The sequence below is a fragment of the Streptococcus sp. HMSC073D05 genome, assembly GCF_001812015.1.
Taxonomy (GTDB): Bacteria; Bacillota; Bacilli; order Lactobacillales; family Streptococcaceae; genus Streptococcus; species Streptococcus parasanguinis_D.
Genome location: NZ_KV807481.1, coordinates 88,528 through 109,166, shown reverse-complemented (window position 1 = coordinate 109,166; position 20,639 = coordinate 88,528). Strand labels below are relative to the sequence as shown.

Annotated in this window: 15 protein-coding genes and 1 pseudogene; 12 read left to right on the top strand and 4 right to left on the bottom strand. The window is 44.4% G+C overall.

Features of this window, described 5'->3' with window-relative positions; translation table 11 throughout:
* The first annotated feature begins 46 nt into the window (after positions 1-46).
* The 3 genes from HMPREF2832_RS00755 to HMPREF2832_RS00745 all read left to right on the top strand — a co-directional run bounded on the left by HMPREF2832_RS00755 (position 47) and on the right by HMPREF2832_RS00745 (position 2,495).
* Positions 47-763 (top strand): ABC transporter ATP-binding protein, encoded by a 717-nt coding sequence (locus tag HMPREF2832_RS00755; RefSeq protein WP_037608085.1) that lies wholly within the window; start codon positions 47-49, stop codon positions 761-763.
* A 69-nt stretch (positions 764-832) separates the two neighbouring features.
* Positions 833-1,846 carry an ABC transporter permease gene (locus HMPREF2832_RS00750; RefSeq protein ID WP_315940632.1) on the top strand — a complete coding sequence of 338 codons (1,014 nt, stop codon included), beginning with the start codon at positions 833-835 and terminating at the stop codon, positions 1,844-1,846.
* A 25-nt stretch (positions 1,847-1,871) separates the two neighbouring features.
* Positions 1,872-2,495: a TetR/AcrR family transcriptional regulator gene (locus HMPREF2832_RS00745; protein WP_070505283.1), complete on the top strand. Its 624-nt coding sequence runs from the start codon at positions 1,872-1,874 to the stop codon at positions 2,493-2,495.
* Between the two features lie 68 nt (positions 2,496-2,563).
* Here HMPREF2832_RS00745 and HMPREF2832_RS00740 read toward each other — a convergent pair whose 3' ends face one another.
* The 4 genes from HMPREF2832_RS00740 to HMPREF2832_RS00725 form a co-directional block, all read right to left on the bottom strand.
* Entirely contained in the window at positions 2,564-5,278 is a 2,715-nt protein-coding gene (locus tag HMPREF2832_RS00740) for a DEAD/DEAH box helicase family protein (protein WP_070505264.1), read from the bottom strand.
* Positions 5,279-5,427: 149 nt separating this feature from the next.
* Positions 5,428-6,852 carry a vWA domain-containing protein gene (locus HMPREF2832_RS00735; protein ID WP_261674207.1) on the bottom strand — a complete coding sequence of 475 codons (1,425 nt, stop codon included), beginning with the start codon at positions 6,850-6,852 and terminating at the stop codon, positions 5,428-5,430.
* Positions 6,853-7,123: 271 nt separating this feature from the next.
* The gene (locus HMPREF2832_RS00730; protein ID WP_070505262.1) at positions 7,124-7,933 is read right to left on the bottom strand and encodes a Cof-type HAD-IIB family hydrolase; all 810 of its coding nucleotides are present in this window, start codon (positions 7,931-7,933) and stop codon (positions 7,124-7,126) included.
* A 12-nt stretch (positions 7,934-7,945) separates the two neighbouring features.
* Positions 7,946-8,689 (bottom strand): DeoR/GlpR family DNA-binding transcription regulator, encoded by a 744-nt coding sequence (locus tag HMPREF2832_RS00725; protein WP_070505261.1) that lies wholly within the window; start codon positions 8,687-8,689, stop codon positions 7,946-7,948.
* A gap of 177 nt (positions 8,690-8,866) precedes the next feature.
* Here HMPREF2832_RS00725 and HMPREF2832_RS00720 point away from each other — a divergent pair, with 177 nt between their 5' ends.
* The 9 genes and pseudogenes from HMPREF2832_RS00720 to metF all read left to right on the top strand — a co-directional run bounded on the left by HMPREF2832_RS00720 (position 8,867) and on the right by metF (position 20,628).
* Positions 8,867-9,436: a sugar O-acetyltransferase gene (locus HMPREF2832_RS00720; protein ID WP_070505260.1), complete on the top strand. Its 570-nt coding sequence runs from the start codon at positions 8,867-8,869 to the stop codon at positions 9,434-9,436.
* A complete protein-coding gene (locus HMPREF2832_RS00715) occupies positions 9,433-10,197 on the top strand; it encodes a nucleoside phosphorylase (RefSeq protein WP_070505259.1) in 765 nt (254 codons plus the stop codon). The genes HMPREF2832_RS00720 and HMPREF2832_RS00715 overlap by 4 nt, the downstream gene beginning before the upstream one ends.
* A 31-nt stretch (positions 10,198-10,228) precedes the next feature.
* Complete coding sequence (locus HMPREF2832_RS00710; RefSeq protein ID WP_070505258.1) at positions 10,229-11,611, top strand: TrkH family potassium uptake protein; 1,383 nt, start codon at positions 10,229-10,231, stop codon at positions 11,609-11,611.
* Between the two features lie 9 nt (positions 11,612-11,620).
* A complete protein-coding gene (locus tag HMPREF2832_RS00705) occupies positions 11,621-12,286 on the top strand; it encodes a potassium channel family protein (RefSeq protein ID WP_049490379.1) in 666 nt (221 codons plus the stop codon).
* A 201-nt stretch (positions 12,287-12,487) separates the two neighbouring features.
* A pseudogene (locus tag HMPREF2832_RS00700) lies at positions 12,488-12,745 on the top strand (type II CAAX prenyl endopeptidase Rce1 family protein); the annotation flags it as partial.
* A gap of 147 nt (positions 12,746-12,892) precedes the next feature.
* Positions 12,893-15,124 carry a glycoside hydrolase family 31 protein gene (locus tag HMPREF2832_RS00695; protein WP_070505257.1) on the top strand — a complete coding sequence of 744 codons (2,232 nt, stop codon included), beginning with the start codon at positions 12,893-12,895 and terminating at the stop codon, positions 15,122-15,124.
* 68 nt (positions 15,125-15,192) lie between these two features.
* Positions 15,193-16,800, top strand: coding sequence for an alpha-glucosidase (locus tag HMPREF2832_RS00690; protein ID WP_070505256.1), 1,608 nt, complete (start codon positions 15,193-15,195; stop codon positions 16,798-16,800).
* 589 nt (positions 16,801-17,389) lie between these two features.
* Positions 17,390-19,639: a 5-methyltetrahydropteroyltriglutamate--homocysteine S-methyltransferase gene (metE, locus tag HMPREF2832_RS00685; protein ID WP_049497962.1), complete on the top strand. Its 2,250-nt coding sequence runs from the start codon at positions 17,390-17,392 to the stop codon at positions 19,637-19,639.
* 113 nt (positions 19,640-19,752) lie between these two features.
* Positions 19,753-20,628, top strand: coding sequence for a methylenetetrahydrofolate reductase [NAD(P)H] (metF, locus tag HMPREF2832_RS00680; protein WP_049486236.1), 876 nt, complete (start codon positions 19,753-19,755; stop codon positions 20,626-20,628).
* Positions 20,629-20,639: the final 11 nt, after the last annotated feature.

Here is a 20,639-nt window from a genome sequence, read left to right as displayed (position 1 = left end):
GATTTATCATTAAAAAGTGAGTGAACACTCACCTGGGAGGAAGTAAATGAAAACATTGCTACATTTACAAGATTTACAAAAATCTTTTGGTCAACAACTTGTGTTAAACCACGTTGGTTTTGAATTACAGTCTGGGGAAATCATTGGTCTAATCGGTCCTTCTGGTGCTGGTAAATCAACCATGATAAAAACCATGTTAGGAATGGAAAAGGCAGATAGCGGTATCGCTTTAGTCTTAGACCATACCATGCCCAATCGTCATATTCTGGGAGATATTGGCTATATGGCCCAGTCTGATGCTTTATATGAGGCTTTGTCAGGACAAGAAAATTTGGAATTTTTCGGTCAGCTAAAAGGCCTTTCCAAAAAAGACTTAAAGGATGAAATTGCCCATGTGGCTCAGGTGGTAGATTTAACAGAGCACTTAAATAAGGCTGTGTCTGGTTATTCCGGAGGCATGAAACGACGCTTGTCGCTGGCGATTGCGCTTTTAGGAAATCCTCAACTCCTGATTTTGGACGAACCGACAGTTGGAATCGATCCTTCTCTTCGAAAGAAAATCTGGAAGGAATTAATTACTCTTAGAGACAAGGGTGTAGGAATTTTGGTTACCACCCATGTCATGGATGAGGCAGAGCTGACAGATAAGGTTGGCCTCTTGTTAGGTGGAAACATCATTGCCTTTGATACACCAAAAAATCTCAAGGAAAGTTATGGTGTTTCAAGTATTGAAGAAGTCTTTTTGAAAGCGGAAGGAGAATAAGATGAGAACCCTTGCCATTGCAAAAAAGTTATCAAAGAATTGCTTCGTGACAAACGAACCCTTGCCATGATGTTTGTGGCTCCGGTCTTTATCATGTGGTTGATGAACCTCATGTTTTCGGCTAGTACAACCGTGAACATCAAGCTAGCAACGCAGGATCTACCAACTAGTTTGGTAAAGAAAATGGATGATCTGGACCATGTCAATGTGAAAACATACAAAGACATGGAGCAAGCCAAAGAAGACTTGGCTGATGAGAAAGTCGACGCCGTCATTTCTTATAAAGACGGGGAGTATCAGGTAGATTATGCCAATACAGATGCTTCGAAAACTGCTATGACCCGTCAAGTATTGCGGACCAGTATCGCCAGTGAAGGCACCAATCAACTATTAACTCGTGTTAAACAGGCCCTTCCTCAATTGAAACTCGATGCAAAATCACCAGAAATTAAGGAATCTTATGAGTATGGGAATGAAGATACAGGTTTCTTTGCCAAAATGATTCCAGTCTTGATTGGATTTGTCGTCTTCTTCTTTGTCTTCTTGATTTCAGGGATGGCGCTGTTGAAAGAACGCACCAGCGGGACCCTAGATCGCTTATTAGCCACTCCGGTCAAACGTTCTGAAATCGTCTATGGTTACATGATGTCTTATGGAATCATAGCTATTCTTCAAACAGCAGTTGTTGTTTTAGCAGCTATTTGGTTGTTGAATATTGAAGTTGTCGGAAGTTTATTAAATGTTATAATAGTTAATGTGGTATTGGCTCTTGTAGCACTCGCCTTCGGAATTCTCTTGTCCACCTTGGCCAAATCAGAATTTCAAATGATGCAATTTATTCCTCTTGTGATTATGCCGCAGCTCTTTTTCTCAGGAATCATTCCTCTTGGTTCAATGGGAGAGTGGGCAAAAACAATTGGGAAATTCTTGCCTTTGACCTACTCAGGTGATGCCATGAGTCAGATTATTCTTTACGGACGTAACCTTGGGGATATTTTGCCAAATATCGGTGTTTTACTGCTTTTCCTTGTCGCTTTGACAATGCTGAATATTTTCGGATTGCGTCGGTATCGTAAGGTATAAAAATAAAAAGGATGTGAGGATGGACATGAACGAGAGTATTTTTGAGTCGTTTGAAGCTTATCTAGAGGGAGCAGACTATCCCAAAGGAAAGAAGAAAATTATGCAGGCAGCCGTCGATTTGATCTCGACCAAGGGTTATAATGGGACTTCAACTCTTCAAATTGCGGAGCATGCCGGGCTTAGCCAAGCCACACTCTTCAAGTATTTCCAGACCAAAGATGAGTTGCTGACGGCTATTTTACATTCGATCCTTCCTAGTCTTCTGGGAAATTTTCTGGATCAACTCTTAAATTTTCAAACAACAGAGGAAAAAATTCACTATTTCGTTTATGACCGAATGAACTACCTCAAAACCAATCAAGCTCTCTTAAAAATCGTGTTACAGGAGATATTTTCGAATGAAAAGATCAAGCAGGAGCAAGAACATATTTGGAGTTTCATTCAGGGTAGAATTGGTGACCTCCTTCAAGAACTGAAAGCGGACCCTCGCATCAATCCTGATCTGACTATTTCCCAATTCCTGCGTATTCTGATTGGCCCGCTGCTTGCCTATTTTGGTCAGCTCTATATTCTTGGAACTAATGGGCAAGTGACCGATGAAGATCTTTCCTTGGTCGAAAAGCAAATCTTAGGTGGCTTGTGGAAATAGGGGGATCTGATAGAAACAAACCAAAAAACCATATTCCATTTCAATGGGAATATGGTTTTTTACAACTTTTATTTCAAATTCGACATCACTTGTTTCTTGGTGAAGGTGCGCTCTTGTTTATTAGCTAAGGCCTTAATGCGCGCATCAAGGAGAATAGCGCGACCTTCGGCACTTCGGGTATAGACGAGGTCATACTTACCCAGGCTCTTTCGGATTTGCGCCACAAAGGCTTGGGCATCTTCTTTTCGTTTGTCAAAGAGGCTTGGTACAGCGAAATATTCTGTCTGATCAGATACCTTTTCTTGTGCTTTTAGGATGTAACGTTGATTTTCAATGGGTGCAAAAAATTCGATCATGGTTTGCGAAAAGAGTTCTTTCTCCCGCATGGTTCCGCCCTTCAAATAAATCAACGTGTGGATGGCATCCTTTCTGTCTCGTACAACTTGGATGCGGCTCTCCTGGGTTTGAATCTGTCCAGAAGCTAATAAGGCTTGACGGACAGCCTCTCCAAATACTTCCATACGTTTGTAAGGGCTTTTATAGAGATAGTAGCGCAGCCAAGCAAGGAGTGCGAGGACAGCTAAGAAGAAGAGAAAAATCAGAGAAGCTGTATTCCTTCCTCCTCTATATGAATAGTAAATGAGATCGGCGAAAGCATCGGTCAAAGTGCAGGCCGTTAGCCATCGAGCCAGCTTTCTAGCATCAAAAAATAGGGCGAGAGGCAGGAAGTGTTTATCCACTTGGACCTCGTTTGCAATCTCCATATTCTCCAGAATCGGAAGGGCTTTTTGCCAGCCATCCCGGAGTTCTTGACGATGGGTGGAGCGCTCTAAGGTTTCTTCATTGAGTTTTTGCAAGTGTTTTTTGGTATAGCGGATATTGTCAAAGGCTAGACGTTCGATGCCGGATTCGATGAAGGGTTCCTTGTAATGGAGACCTAAAAATTGCTTCATTCGTCTTTCTAAGAGCTCCAGATCAGGACTATATTCTTTCAGCTGATCAGTGATGGCCTCGATCTCTTCTTTTTCAAGATCGGACTTTTCATACCATTTCTTTAGGGAAAGATTGATGGAGACCAGGTGCCAGATGTTACTGGTCTTGTCTGGATCCTCAGGCCACACTCGGATGGCACGACCTCGCATTTGGTTGCTGAGCATAAAGCTGCCGACAAAGCTCGCTAGGATCAGGGAATTGACGCAGGGAGCATCCCAGCCTTCTCCTAGAAGAGACTTGGTTCCAATAACAACCTGGATGAGGCCCTCTTGAAAGAGCTGGGTCACAGCTGTCACCAAATCATGTTGAGAACCGACCAAACGAACCTTGAGAAAGTCATCAGGAGATAATTGGCCAACACTTTGATAAGTCAGTCTATTCCCTCCTAGCAGCTCCTCTAGTCTTGGCTTAGCGATCGTAGGGATGATGACGATGCTACCGGTCAATACAGCGATGGCAGGAGGAGTTGCTTGCTCTATGCTTTCCCTGCGAATGGATTCGAAATAAGAGAGCACTCCCAATTGAGTAAATTGGGCGTCTTTATCTCCGAGATGAACTTCGAAATCTTGACGAATATAGTCTGTTAGGACCAGTTGGCGCAGTCGGCTTCCAAGAGCCTGGTATTCGGCCTTGAAAATCTCTCGAACCGCATTGAGTTTTCCGAGGGATTGGTTGAGTAGAAGGTCTTGTTTTTTGTTGCGGACTAGTTTAACTTGTTTTCGATCGATCAAGCTGGCTGCTTTTAATTCATGAAGCAGTTGCTTCTCGTATTCCTCAGGTAGATTGTACCAGTGAGGCACCTGAAAGAGCAGACCTTGCAGGAGAATTTCAAGCCAGTCCAGGGTGAAAGCAGGTAGTTTCTTGGCTCCTAAAAGGTCCTGGAAACGTTTGGGAAAGTCAATTCCCTTGCTTCGAAGAAAGATCAGGGTAGCAGAGAGATACTTAGGCTCATTGAGCAATTCATCATTGCTGATCTGACCAGATAAGGCCTGGCAGGTTTGAAGGTGTTGGCAAAAGAGGGGATCGGAAGTCAGTTGCTGCAAGAGAGCATTCTTTTGTTGGCTAAAAGCATCCAATTGCTCTTGCTCTTCCTTGGTTGGAAAGGCAAAGTAGACATAGTCTTGGTGAGGACAAAGGGTGTCTTCCTTGACCAATTCGGGAACCGTAATCTCCTCATCAATCTCACCACACATGCGGATATAGCGATCCCAAAGGGCAGGATCCCCTTCATAGGGTGGGGTGGCGGTAAGGGAGATCATCTTTAAGTCTGGGAAGGCCTGACGAAAGGCTTCCAAACTCTTCCACCATTCATTGCGCAAGTGGTGGCACTCATCTAAACAAAGGGTCCCGAGTGAGATGGCTTTGAAAGTAGTAAAGATATCAAAGCCTTTGAAATCAAATGTTTCAATCTCTGCCTGGTCATCGGTATCCTCAGCTTGTGATTGACCGACGACTTGGTTCATGGCGCTGTGTAGGGCCTGATAGGTAGCCACTGTAATCAGCTTAGGATGTTTTAAGTCTTGTGAAATCAGTTGTTCTGCTTGGCTTTCATCACTCAGGAATGCCTGGATAATCCGGTCCACCCATTGCTGACGAATGGTGACAGTAGGAGCTAAGATCAGGGTTGGCTGACCAAAGCGCCGGATAAATTCGATACCCAGGGTTGTTTTCCCAGAGCCAGGCGCTGCTACCAAATGCAGATGGCCATCCGCCATAAAAGCGTCACTCTTATCGAGAACGCGTTTTTGATAGTGTCTCCATTGGCCTGTAAAGGCTAGTTCTTGTAACATTGGTTTCCTCCCTTGTACTGTCCCCATTATATCATAGCGGAGGACAAGAATCTCTTGGTAGAAGTTGAAGATTTCCGCTTTCTAATGAAAATAGCAAATGGGAAATTTTGAGTGATAAAAAGCCCAATCAACGGATTAGGCTTTTCATGTTAGTCTTTCTTTGTTTTACGAGAGAGGCCAAAGGCAGCACTCATGCTAAGAAGACCAAGGCCAAGAGTTGTCAAGGCAATTGAGGTCTTGCTTCCTGTATTTGGAAGACTTGCTTCTTTTTGAGGAAGAGCTGCAGGTGCGATATAGACTGCGGTTTTGGCAGGCTCGTTTTTAGCTGGTGTGAATACTGTCGGTTTCGCAGGTGTTACAACAGCCGGTTTTTGAGGAGTAGGAGTCGGTGTTACAGGCGTTTGGATGCTAGGTGTTTGTGGTTTTGCTTTCGCCACGCGATGAGTTTTTGAAATCAACTCATATTTGTCTGTTTGTACCTTGAAGACACGACCTTTTTGGACGGTTTCAACGACTTTATTGGCAAATTGAACGTTCAACAAGTCAGCAAAGTTTTTGTCGATATCTAAGTAGAGACCATTTGTTCCATTGACCAATGGAGCAAAGTCTTTTTTAATATATGAATATGTTTTACCAACTACGGTCAAAGAGATACCTGCATCTTGAAGAGCCTTCAGTGTTGCTTCTTTGGTTGGTGTATCTTTTGTAAGATCAATGTCCTCGTCTGTGATCAAGAAAGCAAAGCGGTGGTTATTTGCTCCAGTCCCCCAGTTGTAGTCCCCTGAAGTGGCAATATGGTGCAATGGAACAGTAGCATTTTCATAACCACCGTAGGTTTTGATTGCTTTTAAAGCAGAAATAAAGCTTTCTGGATCATTTGTGAATTTTGATCCATTAAAATCATGGTAGTTGGTATGCTTTGAGTCTTCATAATCAACCAATCCCAAGCGTGCTTGGATATTTTTTGCAGATAAATTACGGACGAAGGTCTCAACATTTTTCATCGTATCATTGATGTGGGAATCCATTGAGAACGATTTATCAATGACAAAGACGATGTCTGATGTTCCTTGGACTTCTTTTTTATTGACCACATCTGCTTCTTTTGTCACTTCGACTACAGTTGTTTTATTAACTGTTTCAGTTGTTGTCTCAGTGTAGTCAGCTGTTTCTTTGGTTGATGTAGCTGTCTTGGTAGATGACACTGGTTTTGAAGTGCCAACAGGTGTGTCTTGATCGGATAAGCTAGTCGTTTTGATGGTTGCTGTTGAAGTAGTGGTTGTGTCTGCGCCGTCTGTTTTAGCAGATGGGCCAGTTTTCTTGACGTCCACAGCGATGACATCTCCAGCTTTTGCTTTATCAGCGGGAACAACTGGTGTATTGGCTTTGGCGTTAATTTCTTCTGTTGCAGCGGTGATAGGTGATTTTGTGGCTGTAGTAGCTGCAGGAGCGGCTTGGGTTGTGCTAGGTGCAAAGTCATCAGCAGAAGCGATAGTCGTTCCTGTGAAGACCGTTCCTAAAACAACGGAAGCTAAAGTTAAAGTTTGTTTACGTGAAATAGTATATTTTTTCAAAATACGTCCCCTTTTTAATAAACTTTTTTCTATCATACAGGTTTTTGAAAAACTTGTCAACGGTATAATAATCAAGGGTTTTGTTGGTTTTTATATCCCTAATTATTGATAAAAAACCAAGCGGGAGAAATATGCATAAAATAGATTTAATATACAAAATGTATAAAAAGAAATAGGATTCCTACAAATTTGCAGGAATCCTTATTTTATCGGCATTTCTACTATATTTTTTATCCGTAAAAAATACTAGCTAGTCACTTTATTTATGTTTCTAAATCAACACATAGGTTTCAACCGCTTGTCCAGCCCCGTTTTCATTGTTGGTTTTTGTTACGACAGTCGCTCCGTCTTTTACTTCTTGTGGAGCATTGCCCATAGCGACCCCGATGCCTGCTTTTTTGAGCATAGGGAGGTCGTTGAAGTTGTCTCCCATGGTGAGGACTTCTTCTAAGCTCATGTGGTAGTAGTTAGCGAGCTCAACCAGAGCATCTTCTTTGGAAACGTTCTTAGCTGTGACTTCTAGGTAGTTGGCTTTGGAGAGATAAAAGGCGGTAGAAGGGAAGTCGTCGGCAGAAATAGTGCGATAGAGAGCTTGGATCTCTTCTGGCTCTCCAATTAAGAGCAATTTGTGGAGAGGCTTTGTCGGATCCAGCAAAGGATCCAATAGGGGGAGAATGAGAGGTTTTTCTCCTGTAATCCGGGCCTCCTCTTGACTCCATTGGTCAAGGCGGTCGGTCATCCAGTCTTTTCCGCTATAGAGGTTGATCGAAACCTGAGGAAAGTGTTGGTTGGCCCAGTCGATAAAGTTCCGGGCCTCCGTCTTGTCCAAAGGATGCTCGAAAAGAACCTGCTCTCCCTTTTGGATCAAGGCACCATTGTAGCAAGCCATGGGGCACTCTTCTATACCGAGTTCTCTGGCAATGGGAGCCATCCCTTTTGGAGAGCGAGCAGAGGCCAGTACGAAAGGAATGGTTTCGCGTTTTAAATCCGGGATCAATGCTGCCAACTGTGGATCGATCTGATGGTGATCATTTAAGATGGTACCATCGATGTCGCTGATGATGAGACGAATGTGAGACATAATGAGGACCTCCTAATAGAGAATAGTGGTTTCACTGCCGATTTGTTTAAGGATGTCAGGGCTTGGTTTTTGATCAGTAATCCAATAGTCAAATTGCTGGAGACGAGCGAGATAGTAGTTAGCATGTTGGTGGAACTTGGCACTTTCTGCCACCAGCACCTTGGTACGAGTCCGTTCAAAAACGAGAGACTTGACTGCAACGTCTTCAGCATCCTCAAAGGTGACTTCGCCATTGGCTAAGCTACTCGCTCCAAAAAAAGCAAGATCAAAGCGAAGATTGTCCAGTATGTGTGCTTGATTCGCATCATAGTAGAAGCGGTTTTTAGGGTAGAATTTCCCGCCTAAGAGATGAACGTCAACCTGGGAATGGCTACTGAGCTGGATGGCATTGTCAAGGGAATGCGAATAGACCGTGACTTCCTTATTCAGCATGCCAGCAAGCAGGGTCATCGAGGTGGAAACGTCGAGAAAAATCACTTGTCCATCTTGGATCAATTGCAGGGCCTTTTGAGCCATGGTAGTCTTTTCCTTGTTGGCTTTCTGACTGCGGTCTAGGTAAGAAGGGCCGGGTTCTTTGTTTAAGGGGAGAAGCCCACCATGGGTCCTACGGACTAGCTGGCGTTGGCTCAGAAGGGCAAAGTCTCTGCGGATAGTATCTTTTGAGACCTTGAAATAATCGACCATTTCTTTAGCGGATAGCTGTTTTCGCTCTTCTAAAAGTTCTAGGATTTTTTCAAGCCGTTGTTCCTGGTACATGAATTCGCTCCTTATTGCTGTTCTTGTCTTTATTGTACATCATTTTGTAAGCGAGTGCAAGTTTTCTTGAGGGTATTTAAGTATTTATGATCTTTTTCTTAGAAAACCTTATTACTGACGTTTGTTTTAAAGGGGAAATTCTGCTATAATATGTCAAAATAACGTGGAGGTTTCCTTATGGCCAGTGAATATGAAAAAATGATTGCAGGTGACTATTATAGACCTGCGGACCCTGAATTACGGGCTTTAGCCAAAGCTTCTCGGGAGAAGCAGGAAGCCTTTAATCAAGAGGTGGACCCTAAAAAAGGAGCGGCCATCATCAAAGAGTGGTTTGGCTCTACTGGCGACAACTTCTATCTCAATCGTCAGGTTCTTGTGGATTACGGCGTCAACATCCATTTGGGAGAGCATTTCTATGCCAATTACAATTTGACCATGTTGGATATTTGTCCCATTACGATTGGAAAGAATGCCATGATTGGTCCTAATTGCCAATTTTTGACCCCCTTACACCCGCTGGATCCAGATGAGCGCAACTCGGGTCTTGAGTACGGAGCTCCGATTACGATAGGAGACAATTTCTGGGCAGGAGGAGGGGTCACCATCCTTCCTGGTGTCACGCTGGGTGATAATGTGGTCGCTGGCGCTGGGGCAGTCGTAACCAAGTCTTTTGGAGACAATGTGGTCCTTGCAGGAAACCCAGCCCGTGTCATCAAAGAAATACCCGTTAAAAAGGAGAAGGGATGATCCATAAACATGAAATTCCTATTTTAGAGTTTGACGACAACCCACAGGCAGTCCTGATGCCGACCCATGAGGGGTTAGACCTGCACCTGCCTGAAAAATGCGTTTATGCTTTCTTAGCGGATGAGATTGACCGCTTTGCCAAAACTGTTGGAGCTGAGCAAGTGGCTACCTTTGTCTCAGCTACCAAGGCTTATCCAGTCTATGTTCTGAAGCACCAAGGGGAGGAAGTCTGCTTGGCACAAGCGCCAGTTGGATCTGCAGCTGCTGCCCAATTCATGGATTGGTTGATTGGCTATGGGGTGAAGAAGATCATTTCCTCGGGTAGCTGTGGCGTCTTGGTAGATATAGAAGAAAATGCCTTTTTGATCCCGACCAAGGCCTTGCGAGATGAGGGAGCTAGTTACCATTATGTAGCGCCTTCTCGTTATATCGAAGTGGACAGTCGTGCACTGACCGCCATCGAAACTGTCTTGAAAGGAAAAGATATTCCTTATCAAGAGGTCATGACCTGGTCGACGGACGGTTTTTATAGAGAAACACCTGACAAGGTGGCCTATCGCATTGAAGAAGGGTGTCGTGTTGTGGAGATGGAGTGTGCCTCACTTGCAGCGGTCGCCCAGCTTCGTGATGCAGTTTGGGGCTTGCTCCTATTTACCGCAGATTCTCTTGCAGACCTGGAAAATTATGACCAGCGTGACTGGGGTGCTGAAGCTTTTGAGAAGGCCCTAGAATTGTGCCTAGAGATGGTTCATCACTTGTAGGTCTTTTCACTTTTTATGATACAATGAAGCTATGTTAGTCAAATTATTTTTTAAACAATGGCAGGCCAAAATTAAAAGCCTGTCTCCGGCAAGGCGAATATTTCTCAGCTTTGCCTTAGTTATCCTGGTGGGCTCGCTCTTATTGAGTCTGCCTTTTGTCCAGCAAGCGAGCTCAAAAGCAGGCTATATCGACCACCTCTTTACAGCGGTCTCCATGGTCTGTGTGACGGGGCTCTTTACCCAGTCGGTGGCTTCGACCTATAATGGTTTGGGACAATTGATCTGTATGCTCTTGATCCAGATCGGAGGCTTAGGGATCTTGACCTTTATCGGTCTCTTCTTTATGGAAGGTCGCCAAAAACTTAGTTACAAGGACCGGCAGACCATTCGAGACAGTTTTAGTTTTAGCAATAACCAGAGCTTGGCCCGTTTTGTCCGCTCCATCTTTATTACCACCTTTACCATCGAAGGAGTGGGGGCCTTGCTCCTCATGACCCGCTTTATCCCTCGCTTTGGCTGGGGGCATGGGATCTTTAACTCCATCTTTGTTGCGGTCTCGGCCTTTTGTAATGCGGGCTTTGATAATTTTGGAGGTGATAGTATGATGAGCTTCCAGACCGATTGGTTGGTCAATCTGACCTTGTCTGCCCTTATTATTACTGGGGGCTTGGGCTTCATGGTCTGGTTTGACCTAGCCACCAAGGCCCGCAATCAATCAGGACGGCGGACTCTTCGCTTCCATACCAAGGTGGTTCTCTGGTTAACAGCTGCGATCCTTCTCTTTGGGACAGTGACTAGTCTTTTGACCGAGTTTAATAATCCAGCAACGATTGGGTCCCTTCCATTAGGAGAGAAGATCTTGGTCAGCTTCTTCCAAACTGTCAGTATGCGGACAGCTGGTTTTGCTTCGCTAGATTATACAGCAGTCCGGCCAGTAACGCTCTTTATCTATCTCTTACAGATGTTCCTAGGAGGAGCACCAGGTGGGACAGCAGGGGGGATGAAGATCACCACCTTCTTGGTGCTGATTCTCTTAGCGCGCAAAGAGTTGCTCGGCTTGCCACATACCAACCTGGGAAAGCGCACCATCGCACCAGACTTGGTCCAACGCTCTTTGGGGACAGCGGTAATCTTCCAGTTGACCTTTCTTCTTGGTCTCTTTGGCCTTTGTCTCGTGACTCCGGATGGCCAACGATTTCTGTATCTGGTCTTTGAGGTGGTGTCGGCTCTAGCGACAGTAGGTGTGACGGCTAATGTGACCTCAACCTTAAATGGAGCGGGACTTGGCATCATCATGGTCCTCATGTTTATCGGTCGGATAGGTCCCCTGACCCTCATGGTCAGCTTGAACAATTACAAAGCCAAGAAGGCAGACGCCTTGCAGTATGCCAAGGCAGACATCATTATCGGATAGGAGAGACTTATGGCAAATCGAACCATTGGAATTCTGGGCTTAGGGATTTTTGGACAGAGTGTCTTAAAAACCCTGCAGGACCAGGATGTGGATATCATCGCAATTGACGATCACGAAGATGTGATCAACCAGTATGAATCTATGATTACAACTGGAATTGTTGGAGACATTACGGAAATGGACCTCTTGGATGCGGCAGATATTGGGAACTGTGACACAGTCGTGATTGCGACAGGTGAAAACCTGGAGTCCAGTGTCCTAGCTGTCATGCACTGTAAGGCATTGGGCGTCGAGCACGTCATTGCCAAGGTCAAGAATGAAGTGACCAAGGAAGTTCTTGAGAAGATTGGGGCTGATCTGGTCATCCTGCCGGAGGTAGAAGCAGGCATGTCCCTCGCTAAAATGATTCTTTTCCAACACCGGATTGAAGTTTTCCAGTTGGATGATGAGGTGGTCGTGGTTGAGTTTACCGTTCCATCTGCCTGGGTTGGAAAGAGTATTCGAGAGTTGGCGGTCAGAGACCAGTATCAACTCAATATTATTGGCTATCGAGATGCAGAAGAGCAGCCCCTGCGGAGCCAGTTAGGACCAGATTTTGTATGGCCAGCGGAGGTACGCGTGATGGCAGTGACAGACAACCAATATCTGGATAGAATCCAAGATTTGTTAGACTAATTGTGTAATGGAAACGGCCGAAAGGTCGTTTTTTTCCTCTCTAGGTTAACTCTTCTTTAAGCAATGATTGCTAAAGTAAGAGAAACAAAAACACTTCCATTGTGGGAATAGAAGGATGAAAGATGATATTTTTTAACAGAATACGACCCAAACAGCCCTTAAAAGAGCTCAAATGGTTTGATATTGGTATTGTGACGGCCATTCTTTTTGGGCTTAATGACTTCGGTAAGTGAGAAGAACAAATGGAAGGCGCTGGCCTTTTCAACTCTGATCCGTTTTTCTTTCCACACCTATCAGGGGCTTCTCTGGGCCCTTGTGATTGGCGTCATTTATGGACTCTTTTATTACTTCATGTACAAGAAGGTCGTCAAGAATCTCTTGCCATTTTTCCTCATGCATGCCTTGGGAGATATGTTTGGCTCGAGTCTTATGTATCTCTTGATCAATTGGGGAAGTTGATCTTATAAAATTTTAGGAAAGACTCTGTCAAGTGTTGACAGGCCTTTTTTTGAGTGCTATAGTAAAATCGTAAGCGCTTACCTAGTGAAGCGAAGCAGATGAAAAGAGGGCGAGTCAGATGCCCTATAAAAAGAGGAGGACAGACAAATGGCAGGACCAGTCATAGAGGGAGAAAACTATCGGATATCCGTATTAACGGAATCTTTGGTGCGCTTGGAATACTCTGAAGATGGTGTTTTTGAAGATGGTCAGACGCAAGTTGTACAAAATCGAGATTTTGTACAACTTGCCTGTGAGGTCGTAGAGACAGAAGCTGTTCTCGATCTTCATACAGAGCATCTCCACCTCCATTTTGAAAAAGGACCTTTTGCCCCGGATCGGCTTTTTATCGAACTCAAGGGTCAGTATGCAGTCTATGGGAGCCGGTGGCATTATGGAGATCAGCCGGAGACCTTAAAGGGGACCAGTCGGACGCTTGACGAGGTCGATGGGGCTATGGAGTTGCAAGATGGGATCTTGAGCAAGGCCGGTTATGCTCTTTTAGACGATTCCGCTTCCTATTTGTATGATGACGAAAGCGGTTTTAGAGCACGGCCCTATCCAGAAGTGGATCTGTATTTCTTCGGTTATGGGCGCGATTATCTAGGCGCCTTAAAAGATTTTTACCATCTGACAGGACAGCCCCCACTCTTGCCACGTTATGCTCTGGGAAACTGGTGGAGTCGCTATTGGCCTTATACCAGTCAGGAGTATACAGATTTGATGGATCGGTTCAAAGCAGAAGGGGTGCCTCTTGCAGTCAGTGTGATCGATATGGACTGGCACAAGACGGCGATTCCTGCTCGCTTTGGAAGTGGTTGGACTGGCTATAGTTGGAACCGGGATTTGATTCCTGATCCAGTTGCCTTCTTAAATGGCCTGCATGAGCGTGGTTTAAAGGTAACCTTAAATGTCCATCCGGCAGATGGAATTCGCGCCTTCGAAGATGCTTATCCCATGGTCGCAAAACGCTTGGGACTGGATGCTGAAAAAGAAGAAGCGGCTAGCTTTGACTTTTATAGTCCAGCCTTTCGCGAAGCTTATTTCGAAGATGTCCACCATCCTTTGGAAGAACAAGGAGTGGACTTTTGGTGGATTGATTGGCAGCAAGGTAGTCATGGCAAGATGGATCCCCTTTGGTTGTTAAATCACTATCATTATCTAGACAATTGCCGAAAAGGCCAAGCTGGTCTCATCTTATCACGATATGGGGGTCCCGGCAGCCATCGGTATCCGATTGGTTTTTCAGGGGACACTATTGTGACTTGGGAATCCCTAGCCTTTCAACCCTATTTTACCAGCACAGCTTCCAATATCGGCTACACCTGGTGGAGTCATGATATCGGTGGCCATATGCGGGGCTACTATGATGAAGACTTGGCTCTTCGCTGGTTGCAGTTTGGGGTCTTTAGCCCGATCAATCGTCTTCATAGTTCTTGTAATGCCTTTAACAGCAAGGAACCGTGGTTTTACTCTCCAGAGACCTGTCGCTTGATGAAGCAGTATTTGCGCCTGCGCCATGGCCTACTGCCTTATCTCTACACCATGAATGTGGCAACGCACGAAGAAGGGCTGCCTTTGGTTCAACCCCTTTATTACCACTATCCAAATGAAGAAGAGGCTTATGAAGCGAAAAATCAATATTTCTTTGGCAGTGAACTCATGGTGGCGCCAATTACCGAAGCGTTGGATCCGGTCTTTCATAGTGCTTCTGTGAGCGTTTGGTTCCCAGACGGCGTTTGGTACGATTTCTTCCATGATTGGAAGTATGAAGGAAGAGGCAAGCTCACGGTCTTTAGGACCAGCCAAGATATTCCAGTCTTTGCTCGTGCAGGAGCCATCATCCCTATGGATTCCCAACCACAGACAGGAGTGGACCTTCCAGAAATGCTGGACTGGCATCTCTTCCCAGGTGACAATCGTTCTTTCGTACTCGTCGAAGGTGAAGGAGCTAGCAAGGTTGAAACCCGCCTAACAGTCGATTGGGATGAAAGAAAGATTAGGCTGGATTTGACAGGTGAGATTGCCTTGCTTCCTGAAAAGAGACAGCACCGTTTCTTGCTCCATACCTTTGAGACGGACCCTATCATAGTGGACAATCAAAGTCAGGAAATTGCGATGGGTGAGCTGCAATCGCATCCGATTGCTAAAGAAGATCGGATGTTTGAACTCTTAAAATCTGCCAACCTGGCCTACGATAGGAAAAACGAATTATTTGTGGCTTGTTCAAGAGCCAAGGATTGGAAACAGTTGATGAAGGTCATCACGCCTTTAGAGGAAGGCTTGCGCCAACGTCTCTTTGAAGTGATTTATTCCAGTGAAGAGAATGAAGACTTGTAAATTCTTGCAATTTCACCCCTATTTTTGTATGATGAAAGTGATTTCACAATCATAAAGGAGAAGAAAAAATGGAACAAAAATGGTGGCACAATGCCGTAATTTACCAAGTTTATCCAAAAAGTTTCAAGGATAGTAATGGCGATGGCATCGGGGATCTCAAGGGGATCACGAGCAAGCTAGACTATCTGGAAAAGCTAGGGATTACAGCCATCTGGCTCTCACCAGTCTACAAGAGTCCCATGGATGATAACGGCTATGACATCTCGGATTACGAGGATATGGCCTCCATCTTTGGTACCATGGAAGATATGGAAGAATTGATCGCAGAAGGTCAGAAACGCAAGATCAAAATCATCATGGACTTGGTGGTCAACCATACCTCTGATGAGCATGCTTGGTTTATCGAGGCGCGTGAAAACCCAGACAGTCCAAAGCGGGATTTCTATATTTGGCGCGATGAGCCCAATGGCATTATTTCTGCTTTTAGTGGCTCCGCTTGGGAGTTCGATGAAGCTTCAGGTCAATACTACCTGCATAACTTTAGCAAGAAGCAACCAGACCTTAACTGGGAAAATGAGGAGCTCCGTCATCAGATCTATGACATGATGAATTTCTGGATTGACAAGGGAATTGGTGGTTTCCGTATGGATGTGATCGATATGATCGGTAAGATCCCAGATCAGGAAATCATCAGCAATGGTCCCATGCTCCATCCTTACTTGAAGGAAATGAATCAAGCGACCTTTGGCGATAAGGATCTACTCACAGTAGGAGAAACTTGGGGAGCGACTCCAGAGATTGCCAAGCAATACTCCAATCCGAAAAATCAAGAATTGTCCATGGTCTTCCAATTTGAACACATTGGTCTTCAATACCAACCGGGTCAACCAAAATGGCACTATGCGAAGGAATTGGATGTGCCTAAATTGAAGGAAATTTTCACCAAGTGGCAGACGGAATTAGGAGAAGAGGAAGGCTGGAATTCCCTCTTTTGGAACAACCACGATTTGCCACGGATTGTGTCAACTTGGGGGGATGATGGCGACTACCGTGTCAAATCTGCCAAGGCTTTAGCGATTCTGCTTCACTTGATGAAGGGAACTCCTTATATCTATCAAGGGGAAGAAATCGGGATGACCAATTTTCCATTTAAGAGCCTTGAGGACGTAGAAGATATCGAGTCGATCAATTATGCTCATGAAGCCTTAGAAAAAGGCGTGCCGCTCGAAGTGATCATGGATCAAATCCGCCATATTGGTCGGGACAATGCCCGGACACCGATGCAGTGGAATGATGAAGCAGAAGCTGGCTTTACGACAGGTCATCCATGGCTTGCGGTCAACCCAAACTACAAAGAGATCAATGTGGAGGCTGCCCTAGCAGATCCAGACTCAATTTTCTATACCTACCAAGCCCTCATTGCTTTGAGAAAAGAGTACCCTTGGCTTGTGACAGCCGATTATGAATTGGTGGACGCAGCAGACAAGGTTTTTGCCTACAAGCGGGTAGAAGGAGAGCACGCCTATTTGGTGGTTGTCAATCTCTCCAGTCAAGAGCAAGACTTACCGCTCGTCAATGGGGTTGAAGAGGTTCTCATTGCCAATACCAAGGTAGAGCAAGTCCTCGAATCAGGCAAGTTAGCCCCTTGGGATGCCTTCTGTGTCAAATTAGCCTAATAAAAGTAAGAAAAATAGAGGAAATTACTTCCTCGTAGAAACAGGTCCTTCTCAGTTGAGAAGGACTGTCGGATTAGGAACGACGTTATTTAAAAAACTTTCCTTAGGTGAGGACGGACGTCAGCGAACTTCTACGAAGTTCCAAGACTAATTATTGAGCCTTAGGTCTCAATAATTCCGAGTGCTAGAAACAATAGTGTTTCTAGCACTTTTCTCACGGCGGAAAGTTTCACTAGATGATAGAATCATTCTAACGAATACATTTTTATAGAATTTCTTAGATTTGTAAACAGAAGCAATTTGTTTATGCTTGCACAGGTCTTTCTCAGCAGAGAAGGCCTGCTTTATTTTTAGGGGCTGTTTTTCTAGTAGAATCCGCTCAAAATCCGCTCAAAAATGGTTTTGGGGATGCTTGGGCTATAGGAAATATTTATAAGAAGTCCTAGTTTTTGATTTTGATTTCTGCTCTCAAGGCCCATTAAATCTGTGTTATAGTTTTTGGCTATATCAAAATTCGTGTAAAAGCAATTATACAAGACGGCTTTCTTCTGATATGATAGTGTCAATTAGAATTTTTGGAGGACACAACATGTCAACTACAATTATCGGTTTCCCACGTTTGGGTGAATTCCGTGAATTAAAATTTACAACTGAAAAATACTTTAGAAAAGAAATCTCAGCAGACGAGCTCTTGGCAGCTGCTAAAGACTTGCGTGCAAAACACTGGAACATTGTTAAAGAACAAGGTATCTCAGAGATTCCTTCAAATGACTTCTCACACTACGACAATTTCCTTGATGCGGCCTTCCTTTTCAACGTCGTGCCTGCATCTGTTCAAAACTTGGATTTGACAGACCTTGAACAATACTTCGCTTTGGCGCGTGGTTACCAAGGTGAAAAAGGGGATGTGCGTGCCCTTCCAATGAAAAAATGGTTCAACACCAACTACCATTACATCGTTCCTAAATTTGAAAAAACAACAGAAGTGAAATTGGCTGGTCACAAGATTTTTGATGAGTACCAAGAAGCCAAAGAATTGGGGATCAACACTCGTCCAGTAGTGGTTGGACCATTCACTTTCCTTCAATTATCTGACTTTGAAGATGGTGTGAAAGCTGAAGACTTCGTCGACAGCTTGGTTGCTGCTTACCAAGAAGTCTTTGCCAAATTGGCTGAGCTTGGTGCTACTCGTATTCAACTCGATGAGCCAGCTCTTGTTAAAGATTTGACAGCCGAAGAAAAAGCTCTCTTCTTGAACCTCTACAACAAACTCTTGGCTGACAAGAAAGGTCTTGAAGTCTTGATCCAAACTTACTTTGGTGATGTTCGTGATGTCTACAATGACCTTGTAAACTTGCCAGTAGATGGTATCGGTCTTGACTTTGTTGAAGGCAAGAAAACACTTGAATTGGTGAAAGGTGGCTTCCCAGCTGATAAGACTCTATATGCAGGTATTGTCAATGGGAAGAACATCTGGCGCAACAACTATGAAAAGAGCTTGGAAATCTTGGATCAAGTTCCAGCTGAAAAGGTTGTCTTGACGACTTCTTGCTCCCTTCTTCATGTGCCATTTACAACGGCTAACGAAGATTTTGAACCAGCTATTTTGAACCATTTCGCCTTTGCAGTTGAAAAATTGGGTGAATTGCGTGACTTGGATGCCATCCGCAATGGTCAAGGGGCAGAAGCTCTTGCTGCCAACAAAGAACTCTTTGCAACAGAACGCGTTGGAGCAAATGCTGAACTTCATGCTCGCATCGCAGCTTTGACAGAAGCAGACTATACTCGTTTGCCAGCTTTCGCAGAACGTGAAGAAATCCAAAAAGAAGCCTTCAAGCTTCCAGCACTTCCAACAACTACCATTGGTTCATTCCCTCAAACCAAGGAAGTTCGTGCTAAACGTTTGGCCTTCCGTAAGGGTGAATTGACACAAGAAGAATACGATGCCTTCCTTGCTGAAACGATCGACGAATGGATCAAATGGCAAGAAGAAGTTGGATTTGACGTACTTGTACACGGTGAATTTGAGCGGAACGACATGGTTGAGTACTTCGGTCAAAACTTGTCTGGTTACCTCTTCTCTAAAAACGGTTGGGTACAATCATACGGTATGCGTGGGGTGAAACCACCAATCATCTGGGGTGATGTGACTCGTCTCAACCCAATCACTGTGAAATGGTCTAGCTACGCACAAAGTCGTACGGACAAACCTGTTAAAGGGATGTTGACTGGACCTGTTACCATCCTTAACTGGTCATTCCCACGTGAAGATATCTCTATCAAGGATTCTACTCTTCAAATCGCTCTTGCCATCAAGGATGAAGTTCTTGACCTTGAAGCTGCAGGCGTGAAGATCATCCAAATCGACGAGGCTGCTCTTCGTGAAAAATTGCCACTCCGTCGTAGCGACTGGTACGAAGACTACCTTGACTGGGCGATTCCAGCCTTCCGTTTGGTACACTCAACTGTTGCACCAGACACACAAATCCACACTCACATGTGTTACTCAGAATTTACAGATATCATCCCAGCTATCGACAACTTGGATGCAGACGTCATCTCATTTGAAGCTAGCCGTTCAAACCTTGAAATCTTGGATGAGTTGAAAGCCAAAAACTTCCAAACAGAAGTTGGACCTGGGGTTTACGATATCCACTCACCACGTGTCCCACAAGACGGTGAAATCGATCACACTATTGAAGCAATCTTGGCCAAAGTACCAAGTGGCAAAGTTTGGATCAACCCTGACTGTGGTTTGAAGACTCGTGGAATTAAAGAAACAAAAGAAAGCTTGATCAAACTCGTTAATGCCGCTAAAGAAGCGCGTGAACACTTGTAAGAACTGTTTCGAGGACCTTCTATCATCGTGTAGAGGGTTTTCGAATCGTTCCCTTATCCTAGAAATAGTGGCTCAGAGTTCTTGATCAAAGAAACAAAAGAAAAGGATAGAATATGTCACAACACACACCGTCTCTGTCATTTGAAGTTTTTCCTCCAAATCCTGAAGTAGGCAATGCCAAACTCTTACGTGCCTTGGCAAATATGCAGGAGCTAGCTCCTCACTTTATTAGTGTGACCGCTAGCAATAATAAATACAATATCAAAGAGACGACGGTTGCTTTAGCCAATTACATTCAAAATGAATTGTCTATTCCGACGATTGCTCACTTGCCAGCCGTCTATTTGAGCAAGGAAAAAGTGGCCGATACTCTTCATGAGTTAGATGAAGTAGGGGTTCATCGGATTTTGGCTCTTCGTGGGGATATTATCCCTGGTGTGGAACCTTTAAAAGACTTTCGTTATGCAACGGATCTGATTGAATTTATCAAAACAGAAGCTCCCCATTTTGAGGTAATTGGTGCTTGCTATCCTGAGGGACACCCAGATTCTCCAAACCAAATTTCAGATATTCAAAATCTTAAAAAGAAGGTAGATGCAGGGTGCTCTAGCTTGGTCACTCAACTTTTCTTTGACAATGAGCGTTTCTATGATTTTCAGGATAAGTGTACCTTGGCTGGGATCAATGTTCCTATTCATGCAGGAGTGATGCCGATTCTCAATCGCAATCAGGCCCTTCGTCTCCTTAAGACTTGTGAAAATGTTCATATCCCACGGAAGTTTAAAGCCATTCTAGACAAGTATGAGCATGATCCAAAGTCTCTTCGCGCAGCTGGCTTGGCTTATGCAGTCGATCAAATCGTTGATTTGGTTACTCAAGATGTGGCAGGTGTCCATCTTTACACCATGAACAATGAAGATGTCGCTTACCACGTCTACCAAGCGACAAAGGATTTATTTGCTCATCAACCGAATTTTGAAGTGAATTAATCAACACTTTT